Below are 17,118 nucleotides of genomic sequence, written 5' to 3'. Positions count from 1 at the left end.
CCTGCGGGCCGACCGCTCGCGAACCGACGGGGCGGCGACCGCGAGCGCGCCGGCCGTGGAGGCGGGCGCGTGGCGGGACCGGGCCGGGCTCGCCGTGCGGGAGCGGCTCCCGCTGTGGTTGCAGTCGAGGTGCGGGCTCGAGCGCAGGAGCGTGGCCGCCCTGACCGTGCTGCTGGTCGTGGCCGCGGTCTTCGCCGTGCAGCACTTCTGGACCGGCAGGACACAGCCCGTCCGAGCCCCTGAAGTGGTGCGCGCGGCGGCACCGTACGGCGGGAAGAGCGGGTCGCGGGAGCGGTCGGGCGCGGAATCCAGGTCCTGGACAGGAGCTTCGAGGCCCGCCGGTGCTGCCGGGAGCGCGATCGTCGTGGACGTCGGCGGAAAGGTACGCACCCCCGGACTCCAGCGGCTGCCGGCCGGATCCCGCGTCGAGGACGCGCTGCGAGCCGCCGGTGGAGTCCGGCCCGGCACGGACACCGACGGACTCAACCGCGCGCGTCTCCTCGTGGACGGCGAACAGATCGTGGTCGGCGCGCCCGCGCCCCCGGCGGGAGCGGGAGCGGGCGGTCCGGCGCCGGCCGGCGCCGGAGGATCCCCGGCAGGTGCGGCCCCCTCCGCGCCGATCTCCCTCAACAGTGCCACCGTCGACCAGCTCGACAGCCTGCCCGGCGTCGGTCCCGTGCTGGCCCGGCACATCATCGACTACCGCACGACGCACGGCGGTTTCCGCTCGGTCGACGAACTCCGCGAGGTCAACGGAATCGGAGACCGTCGCTTCGCCGATCTCCGGCCCCTGGTGCAGCCATGAACGGTTCCGTGTCGAGCGGGCGGGGTATGCCGGGCGAGCGGGGGAGTGTGCCGATGCGCCCGCCAGGTGCCCCCGGTGTCCCCGGTGCCGCCGGGCGGAGGTCCGTGCACGTTGCCTCGGGAAGGCGGCTGGGGGCCGCGCATCCCAGGGCGGAGGGGCCGACCGACCTCCGGCTCGTGGTGCCCGCCGCGGCGGCCTGGCTCACGGCGGCCGTGACGGTCGGGGTGTCGCCTGGCTGGGTCACCGGTGTCGTCGTGGTGTCCCTGGTCGGCGGTGGCCTCCTGCTGGCGGCGGGGCGCGGAGGCGCACGCTCGGAGCGGGGACGAGCGGCCGCGCGGTCGGGTTCGTGGCCGTGGGTGTCCGTCGCCGCCGTGCTGCTCTGTGTCGGAGCGGCCGCGGCCTCCGCGGGGTTGCACGGAGCGGACCTGCGACGCGGACCTGTTCCCGAGCTCGCGACGCAGTTCGCCCACGTGACCGCGGAGGTGGAGGTCACCTCCGATCCACGGCTCACCCGGCCCCGGGTCATCGGGGACCGTGTCGCTGCGACGGCGCTGCTGTTCGATGCGGAAGTCACGCGGATCACCCGGGCGGACGGCACGGTGGTGGCGACGCGGACGCCGGTGCTGGTGATCGTCGACGCGCGCTCGCGACCGGGCTCGCCCCGGGGGGCAGGTGGGCGCTCGCCCTGGTTGTCGCTGCTGCCGTCCACCCGGCTGCGGGTGGCGGCGCGGGTCGTGCCCGCCCTGTCGGACGGGGACGACATCGCGGCGGTGCTGCGGGTGAGGGGGAGTGCCCCGCCGGAGGTGGTGGGGGAGCCGTCCGGGCCGCAGCGGTTCGCCGGCCGGCTGCGCGAAGGGCTGCGGGAGGCGACCGACGGCCTGGACGCGGATGCCCGGGCGTTGCTGCCAGGGCTGGTCGTGGGGGACACCTCACGCGTCACGCCGGAGCTGGACGACGCCTTCAAGGCCACCGATCTCACCCACCTCCTCGCGGTCAGCGGCGGGAACTTCACGATTCTGCTCGCACTGTTCATCGGGCCACCGGGTCTCGCCCAGCGAGTCGAGCGCCGGGGCCTCGCACCCCGGCTCGGTGTGCCGCTCCGGGCGACCGCCCTGCTCGGCGGGGCGCTCACTCTCGCCTTCGTGATCGTGTGCCGACCGGACCCGAGCGTGCTGAGGGCGGCGGCCTGCGGATCGATCGCGCTGCTCGCCATCGCGACCGGGCGCCGCAGATCGCTGATCCCGGCGCTGGCCACCGCGGTTCTGCTCCTCGTGCTGTACGACCCCTGGCTGGCCCGCAGTTACGGATTCCTGCTGTCCGTCCTCGCGACCGGAGCCCTGCTCACGCTCGCTCCGCGCTGGAGTACGGCGCTCCGGCGGCGTCGCGTGCCTCCGCGTCTCGCCGAGGCGTTCGCCGCGGCCGCGGCGGCGCAGGCCGTGTGTGCGCCGGTGGTCGCCCTGCTCTCGGCCCGGGTGAGTCTGGTGGCGGTGCCGTGCAATCTGCTCGCGGAGTTCGCGGTGGCGCCGGCCACGGTGCTGGGGTTCGGAACGCTGGCGACGGCGTCCGTGGCGATGCCCGTGGCCGAAGTCCTGGCATGGTGCGCGAGTTGGCCCGCCCGGTGGATCGCGGACATCGCGCGCACGGGGGCGGCCCTGCCCGGCGGGGGAGTGGACTGGCCGGGCAGTTGGACGGGCGCCCTGCTGCTGGCCCTCGTGACGGTGGTCGTCGTGGTCGTCGGTCGGCGGCTGCTGGGACATCCGTTGCTGAGCGGTGCCTGCGCGGTGCTGTTCCTGCTGGTCGTGGTGCAGCCACCGCCGCTCACCAGGGTGATCACGGGGTGGCCGCCACCCGGCTGGCGGTTCGTGATGTGTGACGTGGGGCAGGGCGACGCCACGGTGCTCGCGGCGGGCGACGGCAGCGCGGTGGTGGTGGACGCCGGGCCCGACCCGGTGTCGGCCGACCGCTGTCTGAGCACGCTCGGCGTCACCAGAATCCCCCTCGTCGTTCTGACGCACTTCCACGCCGACCATGTCGCGGGGCTGCCGGGCGTGCTTCACGGGCGTTCGGTGGGCGCGATCGAGACGACCGGCTTCGAAGAGCCGCTGGACCAGGCCGAGTTCGTGCGCAGGGAGGCGGCCGCACGGCACATTCCCATGACGCGGGCCGTGGCGGGGGAGCAGGGGCGCACGGGAAGCCTCGACTGGCGGGTGCTGTGGCCGCCGCCGGATCCGGTCCCGACCCCGGACGGTCCGAACGACGCCAGTGTCACCCTGCTCGTACGGTCCGGGGGGCTGCGGCTGCTGTTGCTCGGTGACCTGGAACCGCCCGCGCAGCAGGCCTTGTCGAGATCGTCGGCGGCCACGGAACTGGGTGGCGTGGACGTGCTCAAGGTCGCCCATCACGGGTCGGCCTACCAGGATCCGGAGCTCATACGCAGGGTGGCTCCGCGGCTCGCGCTCATCTCGGTCGGCGGCGCCAACCCGTACGGACATCCCGCGCCGAGTACGGTCACCGCCCTGCGGGCCGGGGGTGCGGTGGTCCTGCGGACCGACGAGGACGGGGCGCTCGCGGTCACGGGTGAGGGCGAAGGGCTGAGCGTGGCGGGACACTGAATGCATGAACTCCGCACAGGCCGACGCCTACCTTCGCCGAATCGGGGCCCAGCACCCGGCATGGCCCACGTCCGATGTGCTCCGCGAGCTCCAACTGCGCCATCTGCAGACAGTGCCGTTCGAGAATCTGTCGATCCACCTCGGTGAGGAGATCGTGCTGGAGGAGAAGAGGCTGCTGGACAAGGTGGTGGGCGCTCGCAGAGGGGGCTTCTGCTACGAACTGAACGGTGCGTTCGGGGCGTTGCTCGGGACGTTGGGCTTCGATGTGACGTATCTCGCGGCCCGGGTGTACGGAGACGAGGGGAAGCCGGGGATTCCCTACGACCATCTCGCCCTGCGGGTGCGGACGGTGGACGGCGGCGACTGGCTGACCGACGTCGGGTTCGGGGCGCACAGCCACTACCCGTTGGCCTTCGGGGAGCGAGGGGAACAGCCGGACCCCGGCGGAATGTTCCGGGTCGTGGAGTCGGGGCCGGACGCGGCCGGGGTGCGGGGTGCCGGCGGGTCGCGGGAACGCGAGGATCTCGATGTCCTCGTGGGCGACAAGCGCCAGTACCGCCTGGAGGTGCGGCCGCGCGCGCTCGGGGACTTCGTCGCGGGAGCCTGGTGGCACGGCACTTCGCCGCTGTCGCACTTCACCCGGTCACTCGTCTGTTCGCGGATCACGGAGGACGGGGAGCGGATCACGCTCAGCGGACGCAGGTTCACGCTGACGAAGGCCGACGGGACCAAGGTGGGGTCGGAACTGACCACCGACGAAGAGGTGCTGGCCGCCTATCGAGAGCGCTTCGGAATCGAACTGGACCGGGTGCCGGAGGTCAGGGGAGCTCAGTAGTTCGGGGTGAGGGGGATGGAGGCCGGGGCCGGGATGTCACTGGGGCCGACCCCGGCGTCGGCCGCGTCGGGCGTATCGGAAAATGGTCACGTGAGCGATGTGAGACATGTGCTGGTTCTTCCCGACCGTGATGCCGCGGAAGAGGCGGCGGAGGCCGTCGGTGACCGGTTCGGGCTCTTCGAGGAGCCGCAGCTCGTCCGGGACGCGTTGGCGGGCGAGGACGATGCCGAGGACGCGCAGTGGCTGGTGGTGCTGACGGACCCCGAGGCGCGGCTGAACCCGAAGGAGCTGGACGAGTTCGCGGCGGAGTGGGACGGCTGGCACGAGGAGCCGTAGCCGAGCCCGAGCCGGACACGTACGCCGAGCCCGCTGGACAGGTGCTGCGAGCCCGCCATCGATCCAGCGGCAGCGGCAGGGCCCCGGAGCCCCGAGCCGTACACCGGCAGAGGCAGTGCCGTCGAGCCCGAGCCCTAGCCCGAGCTGTACGGCGAGGGTGGGTAGGGAAAGGGGAGTGGGCCGCCGGGGTGGGGGCGGCTTGCGGCATGCGTTGTCGGTGGCGCGTGGGATGCTTTCGGTGATGGCCAAGAAGACCGCACAAGACGACCCTCTCGCCCCTGTCACGCTGGCAGTGGGCCAGGAGGATCTCCTGCTCGACCGTGCCGTGCAGGAGGTGGTTGCCGCCGCCAGGGCCGCCGACGCCGACACGGATGTACGGGACCTCGCCCCCGACCAGTTGCAGCCCGGCACGCTCGCCGAGCTGACGAGTCCCTCGCTCTTCTCCGAGCGCAAGGTCGTGGTCGTACGCAACGCGCAGGATCTGTCGGCTGACACGATCAAGGACGTCAAGGCGTATCTGGGGTCGCCCGCCGAGGAGATCACCCTGGTGCTCCTGCACGCGGGCGGGGCCAAGGGCAAGGGGCTGCTCGACGCCGCGCGCAAGGTGGGGGCGCGGGAGGTGGCGTGTCCCAAGATGACGAAGCCGGCGGACCGGCTGGCGTTCGTGCGCGGCGAGTTCCGGGCGCTGGGCCGGTCGGCCACGCCGGAGGCCTGCCAGGCGCTGGTGGACTCCATCGGAAGCGATCTGCGCGAGCTGGCGTCCGCCGTGTCGCAGCTGACCGCGGATGTCGAGGGGACGATCGACGAGGCCGTCGTCGGGCGGTACTACACCGGGCGGGCCGAGGCATCCAGCTTCACGGTGGCCGATCGCGCCGTGGAGGGGCGGGCCGCGGAGGCCTTGGAGGCGTTGCGATGGTCGCTGTCGACCGGCGTGGCTCCCGTGCTGATCACCAGCGCGCTCGCGCAAGGGGTGCGGGCGATCGGGAAGCTGTCCTCCGCGCGGGGTGGCAGGCCCGCCGACCTGGCCCGTGAGCTGGGGATGCCGCCGTGGAAGATCGATCGGGTGCGTCAGCAGATGCGGGGATGGACGCCCGACGGGGTCGCCGCGGCCCTCACGGCCGTCGCGGAGGCGGACGCCGGGGTCAAGGGCGGCGGGGACGATCCCGAGTACGCCTTGGAGAAGGCGGTCGTCGCCATCGCGCGGGCGGCTCGCTCCGGCCGGCGATAGCCGGTCCGTCCTGCTCGGAGTCAGCCGGTGTGCTCCGTCGGCCGGTCCGTCCCGGCCGGTCCGTCATGGTCGGCGACAGCCCGTCTGTTCTGGTTCGGGTTCCTGCCTAGTGCCGCCGCCGGACGACAGGGGTACCGCGTACCGAAGGTCCCGGCATACCGAAGGCCCCGCTCGTTCTCCCGGGGAAGGGAGGCGGCGGGGCCTTCGGTTCGAGCTGGTGGATTCACGCCCGCGTGGCGAACGCAGATCGTGCGTGAATCCGGGGTGTCGGTCGGGAGCGGGAGAGAGGGCCTGCTCGGGTCCGGCCGACGGTCAAGTCAGGGGTCGAGTCCGGAAGGACTCAGCCGACTCAGCCCTTGAGGGCGGCGACCTTCGAAGCAAGCGCCGACTTCTTGTTGGCGGCCTGGTTCTTGTGGATGACGCCCTTCGAGACAGCCTTGTCGAGGGCGCGCGACGCGGCGCGCGTGTACTCGGTGGCCTTCTCGACGTCACCCGCGGCAGACGCCTCGCGGGCCTTGCGGATCGCGGTCTTCAGGGAAGACTTGACGGCCTTGTTGCGCAGCCGGGCCTTCTCGTTGGTCTTGATCCGCTTGATCTGGGACTTGATGTTCGCCACGAATGAGCCTTTACAGGTTCAGGCGCGCGAGACAGCACGTCTCACTCGCCGTTTGATTTTCTTGGGTGCGTCTCCTGCTGAGAGGGCACGAGACACAGCTACCCAGGCTACCAGTCCCCGTACGACCGCCCCAAACCGGCCGCCCTCCCCTTTGTCCGCGGGCCCCGAACCGGTTGCGGACGTCCCGCTCATGCGGCCCAAACCGGTCGCAGCTCCCCGCGCGTGGGACCATGGAACCTACGTATCGATCCGACCCGAGGCGACAGGCGCCTCAAGAGACAGGACCCTGCGTGCCCGCGACCCCTAACAATGTGCCCGAGCCGAGCCGTACCGACCCGGCTCTGATCCGCAACTTCTGCATCATCGCGCACATCGACCACGGCAAGTCCACGCTCGCCGACCGCATGCTCCAGCTGACCGGGGTGGTGGACCCGCGGCAGATGCGAGCTCAGTACCTCGACCGTATGGACATCGAGCGCGAGCGTGGCATCACGATCAAGTCCCAGGCGGTCCGGCTGCCCTGGGCGTCCACCGAGGACCCGGGCAAGACCCACATCCTCAACATGATCGACACCCCCGGGCACGTCGACTTCACGTACGAGGTGTCCCGGTCCCTCGCGGCCTGCGAGGGCACGGTTCTGCTGGTCGACGCGGCCCAGGGCATCGAGGCGCAGACTCTCGCCAACCTCTACCTGGCGATGGAGAACGACCTCAAGATCATCCCCGTACTGAACAAGATCGACCTGCCGGCCGCCCAGCCGGAGAAGTTCTCCGAGGAGCTCGCCAACCTCATCGGGTGCGACCCCGAGGACGTGCTGAAGGTCTCCGCCAAGACCGGCCTGGGTGTCGAGGCGCTGCTCGACAGGGTCGTCGCGGAGATCCCCGCCCCGGTCGGCGTCCAGGACGCCCCCGCCCGCGCGATGATCTTCGACTCGGTCTACGACTCCTACCGTGGTGTCGTGACGTACGTACGTGTCATCGACGGACAGCTCAACAAGCGTGAGCGCATCCGGATGATGTCCACCGGCGCCACGCACGAGCTGCTGGAGATCGGCGTCTCGGCCCCCGAGATGAAGTCGGCCGACGGGCTCGGTGTCGGTGAGGTGGGTTATCTCATCACCGGCGTGAAGGACGTCCGCCAGTCCAAGGTCGGTGACACGATCACCACCCTGCACAAGGGTGCGACCGAGGCGCTCGGCGGGTACAAGGACCCCAGGCCCATGGTCTTCTCCGGCCTGTATCCGCTGGACGGGTCCGACTACCCCGAGCTGCGCGACGCCCTGGACAAGCTCCAGCTGAACGACGCCGCTCTGGTGTACGAGCCGGAGACCTCGGCGGCGCTGGGCTTCGGCTTCCGCGTCGGTTTCCTCGGTCTGCTGCACCTCGACGTGATCCGTGAGCGCCTGGAGCGCGAGTTCGGGCTCGACCTGATCGCGACCGCGCCGAACGTGGTCTACCGCGTCGAGATGGAGGACCGCAGCGAGCACATCGTCACCAACCCGAGCGAGTTCCCCGAGGGCAAGATCGACAAGGTGTACGAGCCTGTCGTGCGGGCGACCATCCTCGCGCCCTCGGAGTTCATCGGCTCGATCATGGAGCTGTGCCAGACCCGGCGCGGCACCCTGCTCGGCATGGACTACCTCTCCGAGGACCGGGTCGAGATCCGCTACACCCTGCCGCTCGCGGAGATCGTCTTCGACTTCTTCGACCAGCTCAAGTCCAAGACCCGCGGCTATGCCTCGCTGGACTACGAGCCCACCGGCGAGCAGGCCTCCAGCCTGGTCAAGGTCGACATCCTGCTGCACGGCGACAAGGTCGACGCCTTCTCGGCGGTCACGCACAAGGACCAGGCGTACGCGTACGGGGTCCGGCTGGTCGCGAAGCTGCGCGAGCTGATCCCGCGGCAGGCCTTCGAGGTGCCCATCCAGGCGGCCATCGGCTCCCGCGTCATCGCCCGCGAGACCATTCGCGCCATCCGCAAGGACGTCCTCGCCAAGTGCTACGGCGGTGACATCTCGCGTAAGCGGAAGCTGCTGGAGAAGCAGAAGGAGGGCAAGAAGCGGATGAAGATGGTGGGCTCTGTGGAGGTTCCGCAGGAGGCCTTCATCGCCGTGCTGTCCAGCGACGACAGCGGTGGCTCGGCCAAGGGCAAGAAGTAGTCACGCCGAATGCCGTAATTCAGGGCCCGTCGCGCTTCGGCGCGGCGGGCTCTGTGCTTGTCTCCGGGTATGTCCTGGAGGAAGTGACGACCCGCCGCCTCTTACGCACCGGCCGGACGCGCTCTAGTCTGATCTCTGCTCGGTAGTTACTCGCGAGTTAAACAACAGCCGCAATTGAGCCAGCCGCACTGCCGCGGGGCCCCGGAGGATGTCGTGAGCGACACACAGACCCTGATCGAGAACCGTCCGCCGTCCGTCGCGGCCCTCTTCCTGGAACGGGTGGAGGCCACACCGGACGCCGAGGCCTACCGCTACCCGGTGGTGCCCGCCTCGGGCGCGGGCCCGGACGAGTGGAAGTCGCTGACCTGGGGGCAGGCCGCCGAGCGTGTCTTCGCCATCGCGGCCGGTCTGATCGAACTCGGCGTGCAGCCGGAGCAGCGCGTCGCGCTCGCCTCCTCGACGCGGGTCGAGTGGATCCTGGCCGACCTCGGCATCCTCTGCGCGGGCGCGGCCACCACGACCGTGTACCCGCAGACCAATGCCGAGGAGTCGGCGTTCATCCTCGCCGACTCGGCGAGCAAGGTCCTGATCGCGGAGGACGCGGCCCAGCTCGCCAAGGCCCGGGAGAAGCGCGCGGAGCTTCCCGAGCTCACGCGCGTCGTCGTCATCGACCCGGCGGGTGTGGAGAGCGACGACTGGGTCCTCACGCTCACCGAACTGGAGACGCGCGGTGCCGCGTACCTGGAGAAGCACCCCGAGCTGATCAAGGAGCACGTCGGCGCGATCACCGCCGACCAGCTCGCGACCCTCATCTACACCTCCGGCACCACGGGCCGCCCCAAGGGTGTCCGCCTGCCGCACGACAACTGGTCGTACATGGCGAAGGCGATCGCCTCGACCGGCCTGGTCGGCCAGGACGACGTCCAGTACCTGTGGCTGCCGCTCGCGCACGTCTTCGGCAAGGTCCTGACCTCCGGCCAGATCGAGGTCGGTCACGTCACCGCCGTCGACGGCCGCGTGGACAAGATCATCGAGAACCTGCCGGTGGTGCAGCCGACGTACATGGCCGCCGTGCCGCGCATCTTCGAGAAGGTCTACAACGGGGTCGCGGCCAAGGCACGGGCCGGCGGCGGCGCCAAGTACAAGATCTTCCAGTGGGCCGCCGGGGTCTCCCGCGAGTACGCGAAGGCCAGCCAGGACAACTTCCGCCGTACCGGCTCGGCCTCCGTGCCCTTCGCGCTCGGCGCCAGGCACAAGGTCGCCGACGCGCTCGTCTTCGCCAAGATCCGTGAGGCCTTCGGCGGCAACCTGCGCGCCTGTGTCTCCGGCTCCGCCGCGCTCGCGCCCGAGATCGGCTACTTCTTCGCCGGCGCCGGCATCCACATCCTGGAGGGCTACGGGCTCACCGAGTCCTCCGCCGCCTCCTTCGTGAACCCGGGCGAGGCGTACCGCACCGGCACGGTCGGCAAGCCGCTGCCCGGCACCGAGGTGCGCATCGCGGACGACGGCGAGATCCTGCTGCGCGGCCCCGGCATCATGGAGGGCTACCACGGGCTGCCCGAGAAGACCGCCGAGGTGCTCGAGGCGGACGGCTGGTTCCACACCGGCGACATCGGCGAGCTGTCCCCGGACGGCTATCTGAAGATCACCGACCGCAAGAAGGACCTCATCAAGACCTCGGGCGGAAAGTACATCGCGCCCGCCGAGGTCGAGGGCCAGTTCAAGGCCGTCTGCCCGTACGTCTCCAACATCCTCGTGCACGGCGCCGACCGGAACTTCTGCACGGCGCTCATCGCGCTCGACGAGCCGTCCATCCTCGGCTGGGCCAAGGACAACGGCCTGGAGGGCAAGTCGTACGCCGAGGTCGTCGCGGCGCCCGCCACGATCGCCCTCGTCGAGGGGTATGTGAAGGAGCTCAACCAGGGTCTCCAGCGCTGGCAGACCATCAAGAAGTTCCGCCTCCTGCCCCGCGACCTGGACGTCGAGCACGGCGAGATCACCCCGAGCCTCAAGCTGAAGCGCCCGGTCGTCGAGCGGGAGTACAAGCACCTGATCGACGAGATGTACGCGGGCTCTCGCGAGGCGTAGTCCTCGGGCCGCCTGCTCGGGCCGCGTCCTCGGTCCTCGGTTTTCCGGGGCGGTGTCGTGCGGGGCTCTTCCGCGATCGAGCGGTGGAGCCCCGTGTGCTTTCGAGCGTCCGCGGCCCTTGATGTGGCTCCCGCACGTCCACCTCCGGCGTGGCTCCAGCACGTCCACCCACGGCGTGGCTCCCGTGTATCCGCCCCGCCGGGGCCGCTACGCCTCCCGCTTCCGGTGTATCTCTTTCAGCAGTTCCTCCATCTGCCGTATCTGACAGCGGAGTTCGGACACGTCCTGGAGGGTGCCGGCGGCCAGCTGCGTCTCCATCTTCCGCAGGCGGTCGGCGAGTTCGTCGAACTGCCTCTGGTCGCGTGCGAGCAGGCGCTCCAGTTGCCGGGTCTTGCGGTGCAGGTCGAGGAAGACGGTGACCTTGGCGCGCAGGACCCACGGGTCGAACGGTTTCGTCAGATAGTCGGCGGCCCCGGTCGCGTACCCGCGGAAGGCGTAGCCCGCTTCGGCGTCCGTGCCCGTCAGGAAGATGATGGGCACGTCCTTGGTCTGGTCGAGCCTCTTGATGTTCGCGGCCGTCTCGAATCCGTCCATGCCCGGCATCCGGATGTCGAGCAGGACGACCGCGAACCGCTGCCGCAACAGCGCCTTCATCGCCTCCTCGCCCGAACGCGCCCGCACCAGCGGCTCGTTGAGGGACCCCAGGACGGCCTCCAGCGCGATCAGGTTGTCCTCCATGTCGTCGACGAGGAGGATGCTCGCGCGCTCGCCGGTCGTTGCCTCAGCGCTCATGACGACGGTGCCTCACAGGGTCTCGATGCCCTCGCGGCCGTTCTGCGTACAGGACGGGCATGCCCACCCGGCCGAGCACCTGGGTGAGCGCGAAGACAGTGCGGATGTCGTCGTCGACGATCAACGCCCGTCGTCCCGGCAGGACATGACCGGGCCGGTCGCATTTCCAGGCTTCCAGTTCCGTGGGAGCCGGCCAGGCGTCGTCGGTGTCGTGGGCGGGGTAGGGCTCGCCGCGGGGGCCAGGGCGTCCAGCGGCTGGTTCACGTCATCGACGCGGGTCGCCCACTTGCCCTGGCCGGGACCGGCCGCCAGCCGCTCGTCGAGCCGCCCGTGCCGCACCGGTTCCCCGCGGACCCGCTGCACCGCGGAGTCGAAGTGGGAGCTCCGGTCCATGATCTGGTTGAACAGGGCGCTCAGTTCGGCGACCGGCCCGTGCCCCGCCGTGGGCACTCTGCCGAAGTCGCCGTCCCGTGCCGCGGTCATCGCGGTGAGCGGGGGGCGCAGGTCCGATGCTCGAATCTGTCCGTCTTCGAGCACATGCATACCACTGTTCTCACTCATGACGGCCCACTTCGGTGACTCGGTGCTTATGGGCGCCGCCAGTCTGTCACCCTGTCCGCATCGTCCGAGGTGTATTCGTCCGAACTGCCCAGGGAGCCGCACAGTGGGGGCCATTCCGACGCAACGGGAGTCCATGGCGTGCGCCCCGGACGCGCCCGCGCATCACCGCGCCGGCCAGGACGCCGTCGCCCTTACGTCGTTGCCGGGCACTCCGCTCGCCCCCGGGGCCGCCCGCAGGTTCCTTTTCGACACGCTCGTGAGCTGGGCCGAACTGGCCCTGCCCGGCACCGAGATCATCGACGACCGGCTCACCGAGGACGCCGCGGTGGTGGTCAGCGAGCTCGTCACCAACGCCGTCGTGCACGCGGGCACCGACGTCGAGCTGCTGTGCCGTCTGGAGAACCCGGCCGACGGCTCGTCCGGCCCGCTGGTCGTCGAGGTCTCCGACCAGCACCCCTCCCGCGCCATACGGGACGACAGCGCCGAACGCTCCTACGGAACACCGGAGTACGGGCGCGGTCTGGGTCTCGTCTCCGCGCTCTCCGAGGCCTGGGGGATCACCTACCGCCCGGGCGTCAAGACGGTGTGGGCGCGGCTGCTGACCGACGGGAGCGCGGGGGCCCTGCCCGGGGCGGACACGTTCGCGGACGGCCTGCACCGGACGAGTGGATTCGCGGACGACCTGCACGGATCCGGTGGGTTCGCGGACGCCGACGGCCTGCCTCGGGCCGGTGGATTCGCGGACCCCGACGGCCTCACCGGGATGGGCGGGTTCCCCGAAGCCGACGGGCTCACGGGCGCCGTGGACGGGGCGGACCCGGCCAGGACCGTCGGGTACGCCGAGGGGCGTGCCCCGGGGTTCCGGCCGAGGACCGGCGCCGGGTTCCACTCCGCGATATCCGCCCCCGGGGCGACGCGGAGTACCGCGCAGGGCCACGACTGGCTCGACCGCGGAGCCCTCTCCTTTCTCGCCGAGGCCTCCGACCTGCTCGCCGGGCAGCTCGACGAGGACCTGGTCGCCGCGCTCGCCGGGCAGCTCCTCGTGCCGCGCCTCGCCGACTGGTGCGCCGTGTGGCTGGAGGACGAGGCCACCGACCGGGCGGGCGGTCTCGGCCTCGCCCTCGGACCCCGGCTGGCCCGCGTCTGGCACGGCAGCGAGAACCTCATCGAGGGGCTGCGCCGCTCCCTGGAGAAGGACCCGCCGCGGCTGCCCGACGCGGTGCGGTCCCGGGCCGTCCCGGTGCCCTGGCCCGGCGAGGCGCTGGGCACGCGCGGCGCGAGCGGCGCGGCGCTGGCGTACCGGCTGATCGCGGGCGGCCGGCCGCTGGGCACGCTCGTCATCGGGCGCGCCGGACTGCCCGCCTTCCCCGACGAGGTCACCGGGCTCGTCGAGGACCTCAGCCGCCGTATCGCCCTCGCCATCGGCGCGGCCCGCCAGTACGCGCGCCAGGCCACCATCAGCCGGGTCCTGCAGCGCGGACTGCTGCCGGGCGCGGTCGCCGAGATCCCCGGGGTGCACAGCGCCCTCGTCTACGAGCCGCTCGACAAGGGCGGGCCCAGCGGCGACTTCTACGACGTGTTCCCGGCCGGCGACGGACGCTGGTGCTTCGCCGTCGGCGACGTCCAGGGCAAAGGACCCGAGGCCGCCGTCGTGATCGGTCTGGCCCGGCCCTGGCTGCGGCTGCTGGCCCGCGAGGGCTACGACGTCGCGGACGTCCTCGACCGGCTCAACCAGCTCCTCCTGGACGACGCGACGGAAGCCGCGGACGCTGCGGCCCGCGCGCTCGTGGCCGCGGGCGGACCCGGGCTCGGCACCGACCTCGGCCCGCAGACGCGGTTCCTGTCCATGCTGTACGGCGAGCTGGTCCCCTTCGACGGCGGAGTGCGCTGCACCCTGGCCTCGGCCGGGCATCCGCTGCCGCTGCTGCTGGACCCCGCCGGTGACGTACGGGAAGTGGCCCGGCCGCAGACCCTGCTCGGCGTCTTCGAGGACCCCGAATACACCTCCGAGTCCTTCGATCTGTACCCCGGTGACACCCTGCTGTGCGTCACCGACGGTGTGACGGAGCGGCGCGACGGCTCCCGCCAGTTCGACGACGACGACGGTCTCGCGCAGGCCCTCGCGGGCTGCGCCGGCCTCAACGCCGAGCTGATCGCCGAACGGATCCGCGCGCTGGTCCACGCGTTCGGCACCCGCCCGCCGGAGGACGACATGGCCCTGCTGGTGTTGCAGGCCGACTAGCGGGCCCGCCGCCGCCCCGGGGACTCCGGACCCCGTCAGGCGTGTGCGGTGGCCCACCCTCGCCCCGGCGGGGGCACGCCCCCGGCCCGCGCCGGACACGTCCACCCCGGCCGTGCTGGACAATGGAACGCATGCCTTCCGCACTTCCCGACGGTGAGCCCGTCCCCGACGACGGGGCGCTGCCCGCGCACGCCCTGGCCGGGGCCGCCGAGCGGCCCCTCGGGTTCTACCTCCACGTGCCGTACTGCGCGACCCGCTGCGGCTACTGCGACTTCAACACCTACACGGCGACCGAGCTGCGGGGCACCGGCGGCGTGCTCGCCTCCCGCGACAACTACGCGGACACCCTGATCGACGAGGTCCGCCTCGCCCGCAAGGTGCTTGGCGACGACCCGCGCCCCGTCCGCACGGTCTTCGTCGGAGGCGGTACGCCAACGCTGCTGGCCGCCGCCGATCTCGTACGGATGCTGGGGGCGATCCGGGACGAGTTCGGGCTCGCGGACGACGCGGAGATCACGACGGAGGCGAACCCGGAGTCGGTCGACCCGGAGTACCTCGCGACGCTGCGCGCCGGCGGCTTCAACCGTGTCTCCTTCGGCATGCAGAGTGCCCGGCAGCACGTCCTGAAGGTGCTCGACCGCACGCACACCCCCGGCCGCCCGGAGGCCTGTGTCGCCGAGGCCCGGGCGGCCGGCTTCGCACATGTGAACCTTGATCTGATCTACGGCACGCCGGGCGAGTCGGACGACGACTGGCGGGCATCGCTCGAAGCGGCCCTCGGCGCCGGTCCCGACCACATCTCCGCGTACGCGCTCATCGTCGAGGAGGGCACCCAGCTCGCGCGCCGCATCCGCCGCGGCGAGGTCCCGATGACCGACGACGACGTGCACGCGGACCGCTACCTGATCGCGGACGAGGTGATGTCGGCGGCGGGCTTCGACTGGTACGAGGTGTCGAACTGGGCCACCTCCGAGGCCGGCCGCTGTCTGCACAACGAGCTGTACTGGCGCGGCGCCGACTGGTGGGGAGCGGGCCCCGGCGCGCACAGCCACGTCGGCGGCGTTCGCTGGTGGAACGTGAAACATCCCGGGGCGTACGCGTCCGCACTGGCCTCGGGCCGCTCGCCGGGCGCCGGGCGCGAACTGCTCTCCGACGAGGACCGCCGGGTCGAGCGCATCCTCCTCGAACTGCGGCTGCGCGAGGGCTGCCCGCTCTCCCTGCTCCGCCCCGACGGGCTCGCGGCCTCCCGCCGCGCGCTGTCCGACGGGCTCCTCGAAGCCGGTCCGTACGACGCAGGTCGCGCCGTTCTCACCCTGCGCGGGCGACTGCTCGCGGACGCCGTCGTCCGGGATCTGGTGGACTGAACGCCTGGTCACGTACAGTCCGCGGCCATGATCGCTGGTAAGTGTCCGGCCGAGGACGCGACCGTCCTGCGGTACGGACTGCGCAGGCTCCTGTTCGGACTGCCGCTCGGGACGGCGAACCTCGGGGTCGGCGGGATGGGGTGCTGGATCGCCGCGGACAGCGGCGGTATCGGCCTCGCGTGGATCCTGGCCGGCCCCCTGATGGCGGTGGGCCTCGGCGGGGTGTTCCTGCTCGTCTCCCGCTGGCGGGCCCGCCACTGGATCACCGCCTTCGACGCGACCGGCTTCTGGTGGATGCGCGGCAAGGAGGTCGCGCTGATCCGCTGGGACTCGCTGACCGGGGCGGGCATCTACTGGGCGAGAAGCCCCAAGGACTTCATCCGCACGGTCGAGCTGTGCCCGCGGGACGAGATCGACCGCGACGACCCGCTGCTGTGGAGGTTCGTCCGCGACACGGACCCGCTCCGGCCGGATCTGCCCCGGCTCCGGTACCGCGTCGACGTCGGCGAATCCACCAGGCGTACGTGAAGGCGCTTCTGCGGTGGGCACCCGAGCTGTGGTTCGGCTACAAGGAGCAGCCGGTTTCGTACCGGGGGCAGCCGGACGAGACGGGCCGCCCTCGGCCCCGATGACGCCGACGGACTTCGCGTCACTCCGGCGCTGTGACGAAGTCGATCAGTTCCTCCACCCGGCCCAGGAGTTCCGGCTCCAGGTCCTTGTAGGAGTGCACCCGGGACAGGATGTGCTGCCAGGCCGCGCCGGTGTTCTCCGGCCAGCCCAGGGCCCGGCACACGCCCGTCTTCCAGTCCTGGCCGCGCGGGACCCTCGGCCAGCCCGGGATGCCCACGGAGGACGGCTTCACGGCCTCCCAGATGTCGATGTACGGGTGACCCAGCACCAGGGCGTGGTCGCTCGTGACCGCCTCGGCGATCCGGGACTCCTTCGAACCCGGGACCAGGTGGTCGACGAGGACGCCGAGCCGGGCGTCCGGGCCCGGGTCGAACGCGGCGACGATCGCCGGGAGGTCGTCGACGCCCTCCAGGTACTCCACGACGACGCCCTCGACGCGCAGGTCGTCGCCCCACACCCGCTCGACCAGTTCGGCGTCGTGGCGGCCCTCGACGTAGATGCGCCCGGCCCGCGCGACCCGGGCGCGGGCGCCGGGCACCGCCACCGAGCCGGAAGCCGTACGGCTGGGACGCACGGGTGCCCCGGCCGTCGGGCGCACCAGCGTCACCACCCTGCCCTCCAGGAGGAAGCCGCGCGGCTCCAGCGGGAACACCCGGTGCTTGCCGAAGCGGTCCTCCAGGGTCACCGTGCCCGCCTCGCAGCGGATCACCGCACCGCAGAAGCCGGTGCCGGGTTCCTCGACGACCAGGCCCGGGTCCGCCGGGACCTCGGGCACGGGCTGGGGCTTCTTCCACGGCGGGGTCAGGTCCGGAGAGTACTGGCGCATTCGGATGACGATAGGAGAAGCGGC

The 17,118-nt window shown here is 71.6% G+C and carries 13 protein-coding genes and 1 pseudogene; 10 read left to right on the top strand and 4 right to left on the bottom strand.

Annotated elements, in window-relative coordinates:
• The first annotated feature begins 1 nt into the window (after window position 1).
• The 5 genes from ACFWBT_RS01700 (at window position 2) to holA (ending at window position 5,816) form a co-directional block, all read left to right on the top strand.
• Window positions 2-805 (top strand): helix-hairpin-helix domain-containing protein, encoded by an 804-nt coding sequence (locus ACFWBT_RS01700; RefSeq protein ID WP_385694575.1) that lies wholly within the window; start codon window positions 2-4, stop codon window positions 803-805.
• 104 nt (window positions 806-909) lie between these two features.
• On the top strand, window positions 910-3,417 hold the full coding sequence (locus tag ACFWBT_RS01695; RefSeq protein ID WP_385694523.1) for a ComEC/Rec2 family competence protein: 2,508 nt from the start codon (window positions 910-912) through the stop codon (window positions 3,415-3,417).
• 4 nt (window positions 3,418-3,421) lie between these two features.
• Window positions 3,422-4,252, top strand: coding sequence for an arylamine N-acetyltransferase (locus tag ACFWBT_RS01690; protein ID WP_385694521.1), 831 nt, complete (start codon window positions 3,422-3,424; stop codon window positions 4,250-4,252).
• Between the two features lie 90 nt (window positions 4,253-4,342).
• Window positions 4,343-4,588 (top strand): hypothetical protein, encoded by a 246-nt coding sequence (locus ACFWBT_RS01685; protein ID WP_385694518.1) that lies wholly within the window; start codon window positions 4,343-4,345, stop codon window positions 4,586-4,588.
• A gap of 241 nt (window positions 4,589-4,829) precedes the next feature.
• Window positions 4,830-5,816 (top strand): DNA polymerase III subunit delta, encoded by a 987-nt coding sequence (gene holA / locus ACFWBT_RS01680; protein WP_385694515.1) that lies wholly within the window; start codon window positions 4,830-4,832, stop codon window positions 5,814-5,816.
• 349 nt (window positions 5,817-6,165) lie between these two features.
• On the opposite strand, the gene rpsT is transcribed toward holA, so the two are convergent.
• On the bottom strand, window positions 6,166-6,432 hold the full coding sequence (rpsT, locus tag ACFWBT_RS01675) for a 30S ribosomal protein S20 (RefSeq protein ID WP_261702665.1): 267 nt from the start codon (window positions 6,430-6,432) through the stop codon (window positions 6,166-6,168).
• Window positions 6,433-6,722: 290 nt separating this feature from the next.
• Between rpsT and lepA the strand changes: the two genes are divergently transcribed.
• Together lepA and ACFWBT_RS01665 are read left to right on the top strand one after the other, a co-directional pair.
• Window positions 6,723-8,591 (top strand): translation elongation factor 4, encoded by a 1,869-nt coding sequence (lepA, locus tag ACFWBT_RS01670; protein ID WP_385694511.1) that lies wholly within the window; start codon window positions 6,723-6,725, stop codon window positions 8,589-8,591.
• Between the two features lie 213 nt (window positions 8,592-8,804).
• Window positions 8,805-10,679, top strand: a complete 1,875-nt coding sequence (locus ACFWBT_RS01665; protein WP_385694508.1) for an AMP-dependent synthetase/ligase — start codon at window positions 8,805-8,807, stop codon at window positions 10,677-10,679.
• A 207-nt stretch (window positions 10,680-10,886) separates the two neighbouring features.
• Here ACFWBT_RS01665 and ACFWBT_RS01660 read toward each other — a convergent pair whose 3' ends face one another.
• Together ACFWBT_RS01660 and ACFWBT_RS01655 are read right to left on the bottom strand one after the other, a co-directional pair.
• Window positions 10,887-11,471, bottom strand: a complete 585-nt coding sequence (locus tag ACFWBT_RS01660; RefSeq protein ID WP_385694506.1) for a two-component system response regulator — start codon at window positions 11,469-11,471, stop codon at window positions 10,887-10,889.
• 219 nt (window positions 11,472-11,690) lie between these two features.
• A pseudogene (locus ACFWBT_RS01655) lies at window positions 11,691-12,032 on the bottom strand (hypothetical protein); the annotation flags it as partial.
• Window positions 12,033-12,165: 133 nt separating this feature from the next.
• On the opposite strand from ACFWBT_RS01655, the gene ACFWBT_RS01650 reads away from it, so the two are divergent.
• The 3 genes from ACFWBT_RS01650 to ACFWBT_RS01640 all read left to right on the top strand — a co-directional run bounded on the left by ACFWBT_RS01650 (window position 12,166) and on the right by ACFWBT_RS01640 (window position 16,166).
• Window positions 12,166-14,274 (top strand): SpoIIE family protein phosphatase, encoded by a 2,109-nt coding sequence (locus ACFWBT_RS01650; protein ID WP_385694572.1) that lies wholly within the window; start codon window positions 12,166-12,168, stop codon window positions 14,272-14,274.
• 131 nt (window positions 14,275-14,405) lie between these two features.
• Entirely contained in the window at window positions 14,406-15,638 is a 1,233-nt protein-coding gene (gene hemW, locus ACFWBT_RS01645; RefSeq protein WP_385694503.1) for a radical SAM family heme chaperone HemW, read from the top strand.
• A gap of 27 nt (window positions 15,639-15,665) precedes the next feature.
• Window positions 15,666-16,166, top strand: coding sequence for a hypothetical protein (locus tag ACFWBT_RS01640; RefSeq protein WP_385694500.1), 501 nt, complete (start codon window positions 15,666-15,668; stop codon window positions 16,164-16,166).
• Window positions 16,167-16,287: 121 nt separating this feature from the next.
• Here ACFWBT_RS01640 and ACFWBT_RS01635 read toward each other — a convergent pair whose 3' ends face one another.
• The gene (locus ACFWBT_RS01635; protein ID WP_385694498.1) at window positions 16,288-17,094 is read right to left on the bottom strand and encodes a DUF3097 domain-containing protein; all 807 of its coding nucleotides are present in this window, start codon (window positions 17,092-17,094) and stop codon (window positions 16,288-16,290) included.
• Between the last annotated feature and the right edge of the window lie 24 nt (window positions 17,095-17,118).

Source organism: Streptomyces sp. NPDC060027, from assembly GCF_042737005.1.
Taxonomy (GTDB): domain Bacteria; phylum Actinomycetota; class Actinomycetes; order Streptomycetales; family Streptomycetaceae; genus Streptomyces.
The sequence above is the reverse complement of the archived record's forward strand: the minus strand, read 5'-3'. Positions and strand labels throughout refer to the sequence as shown.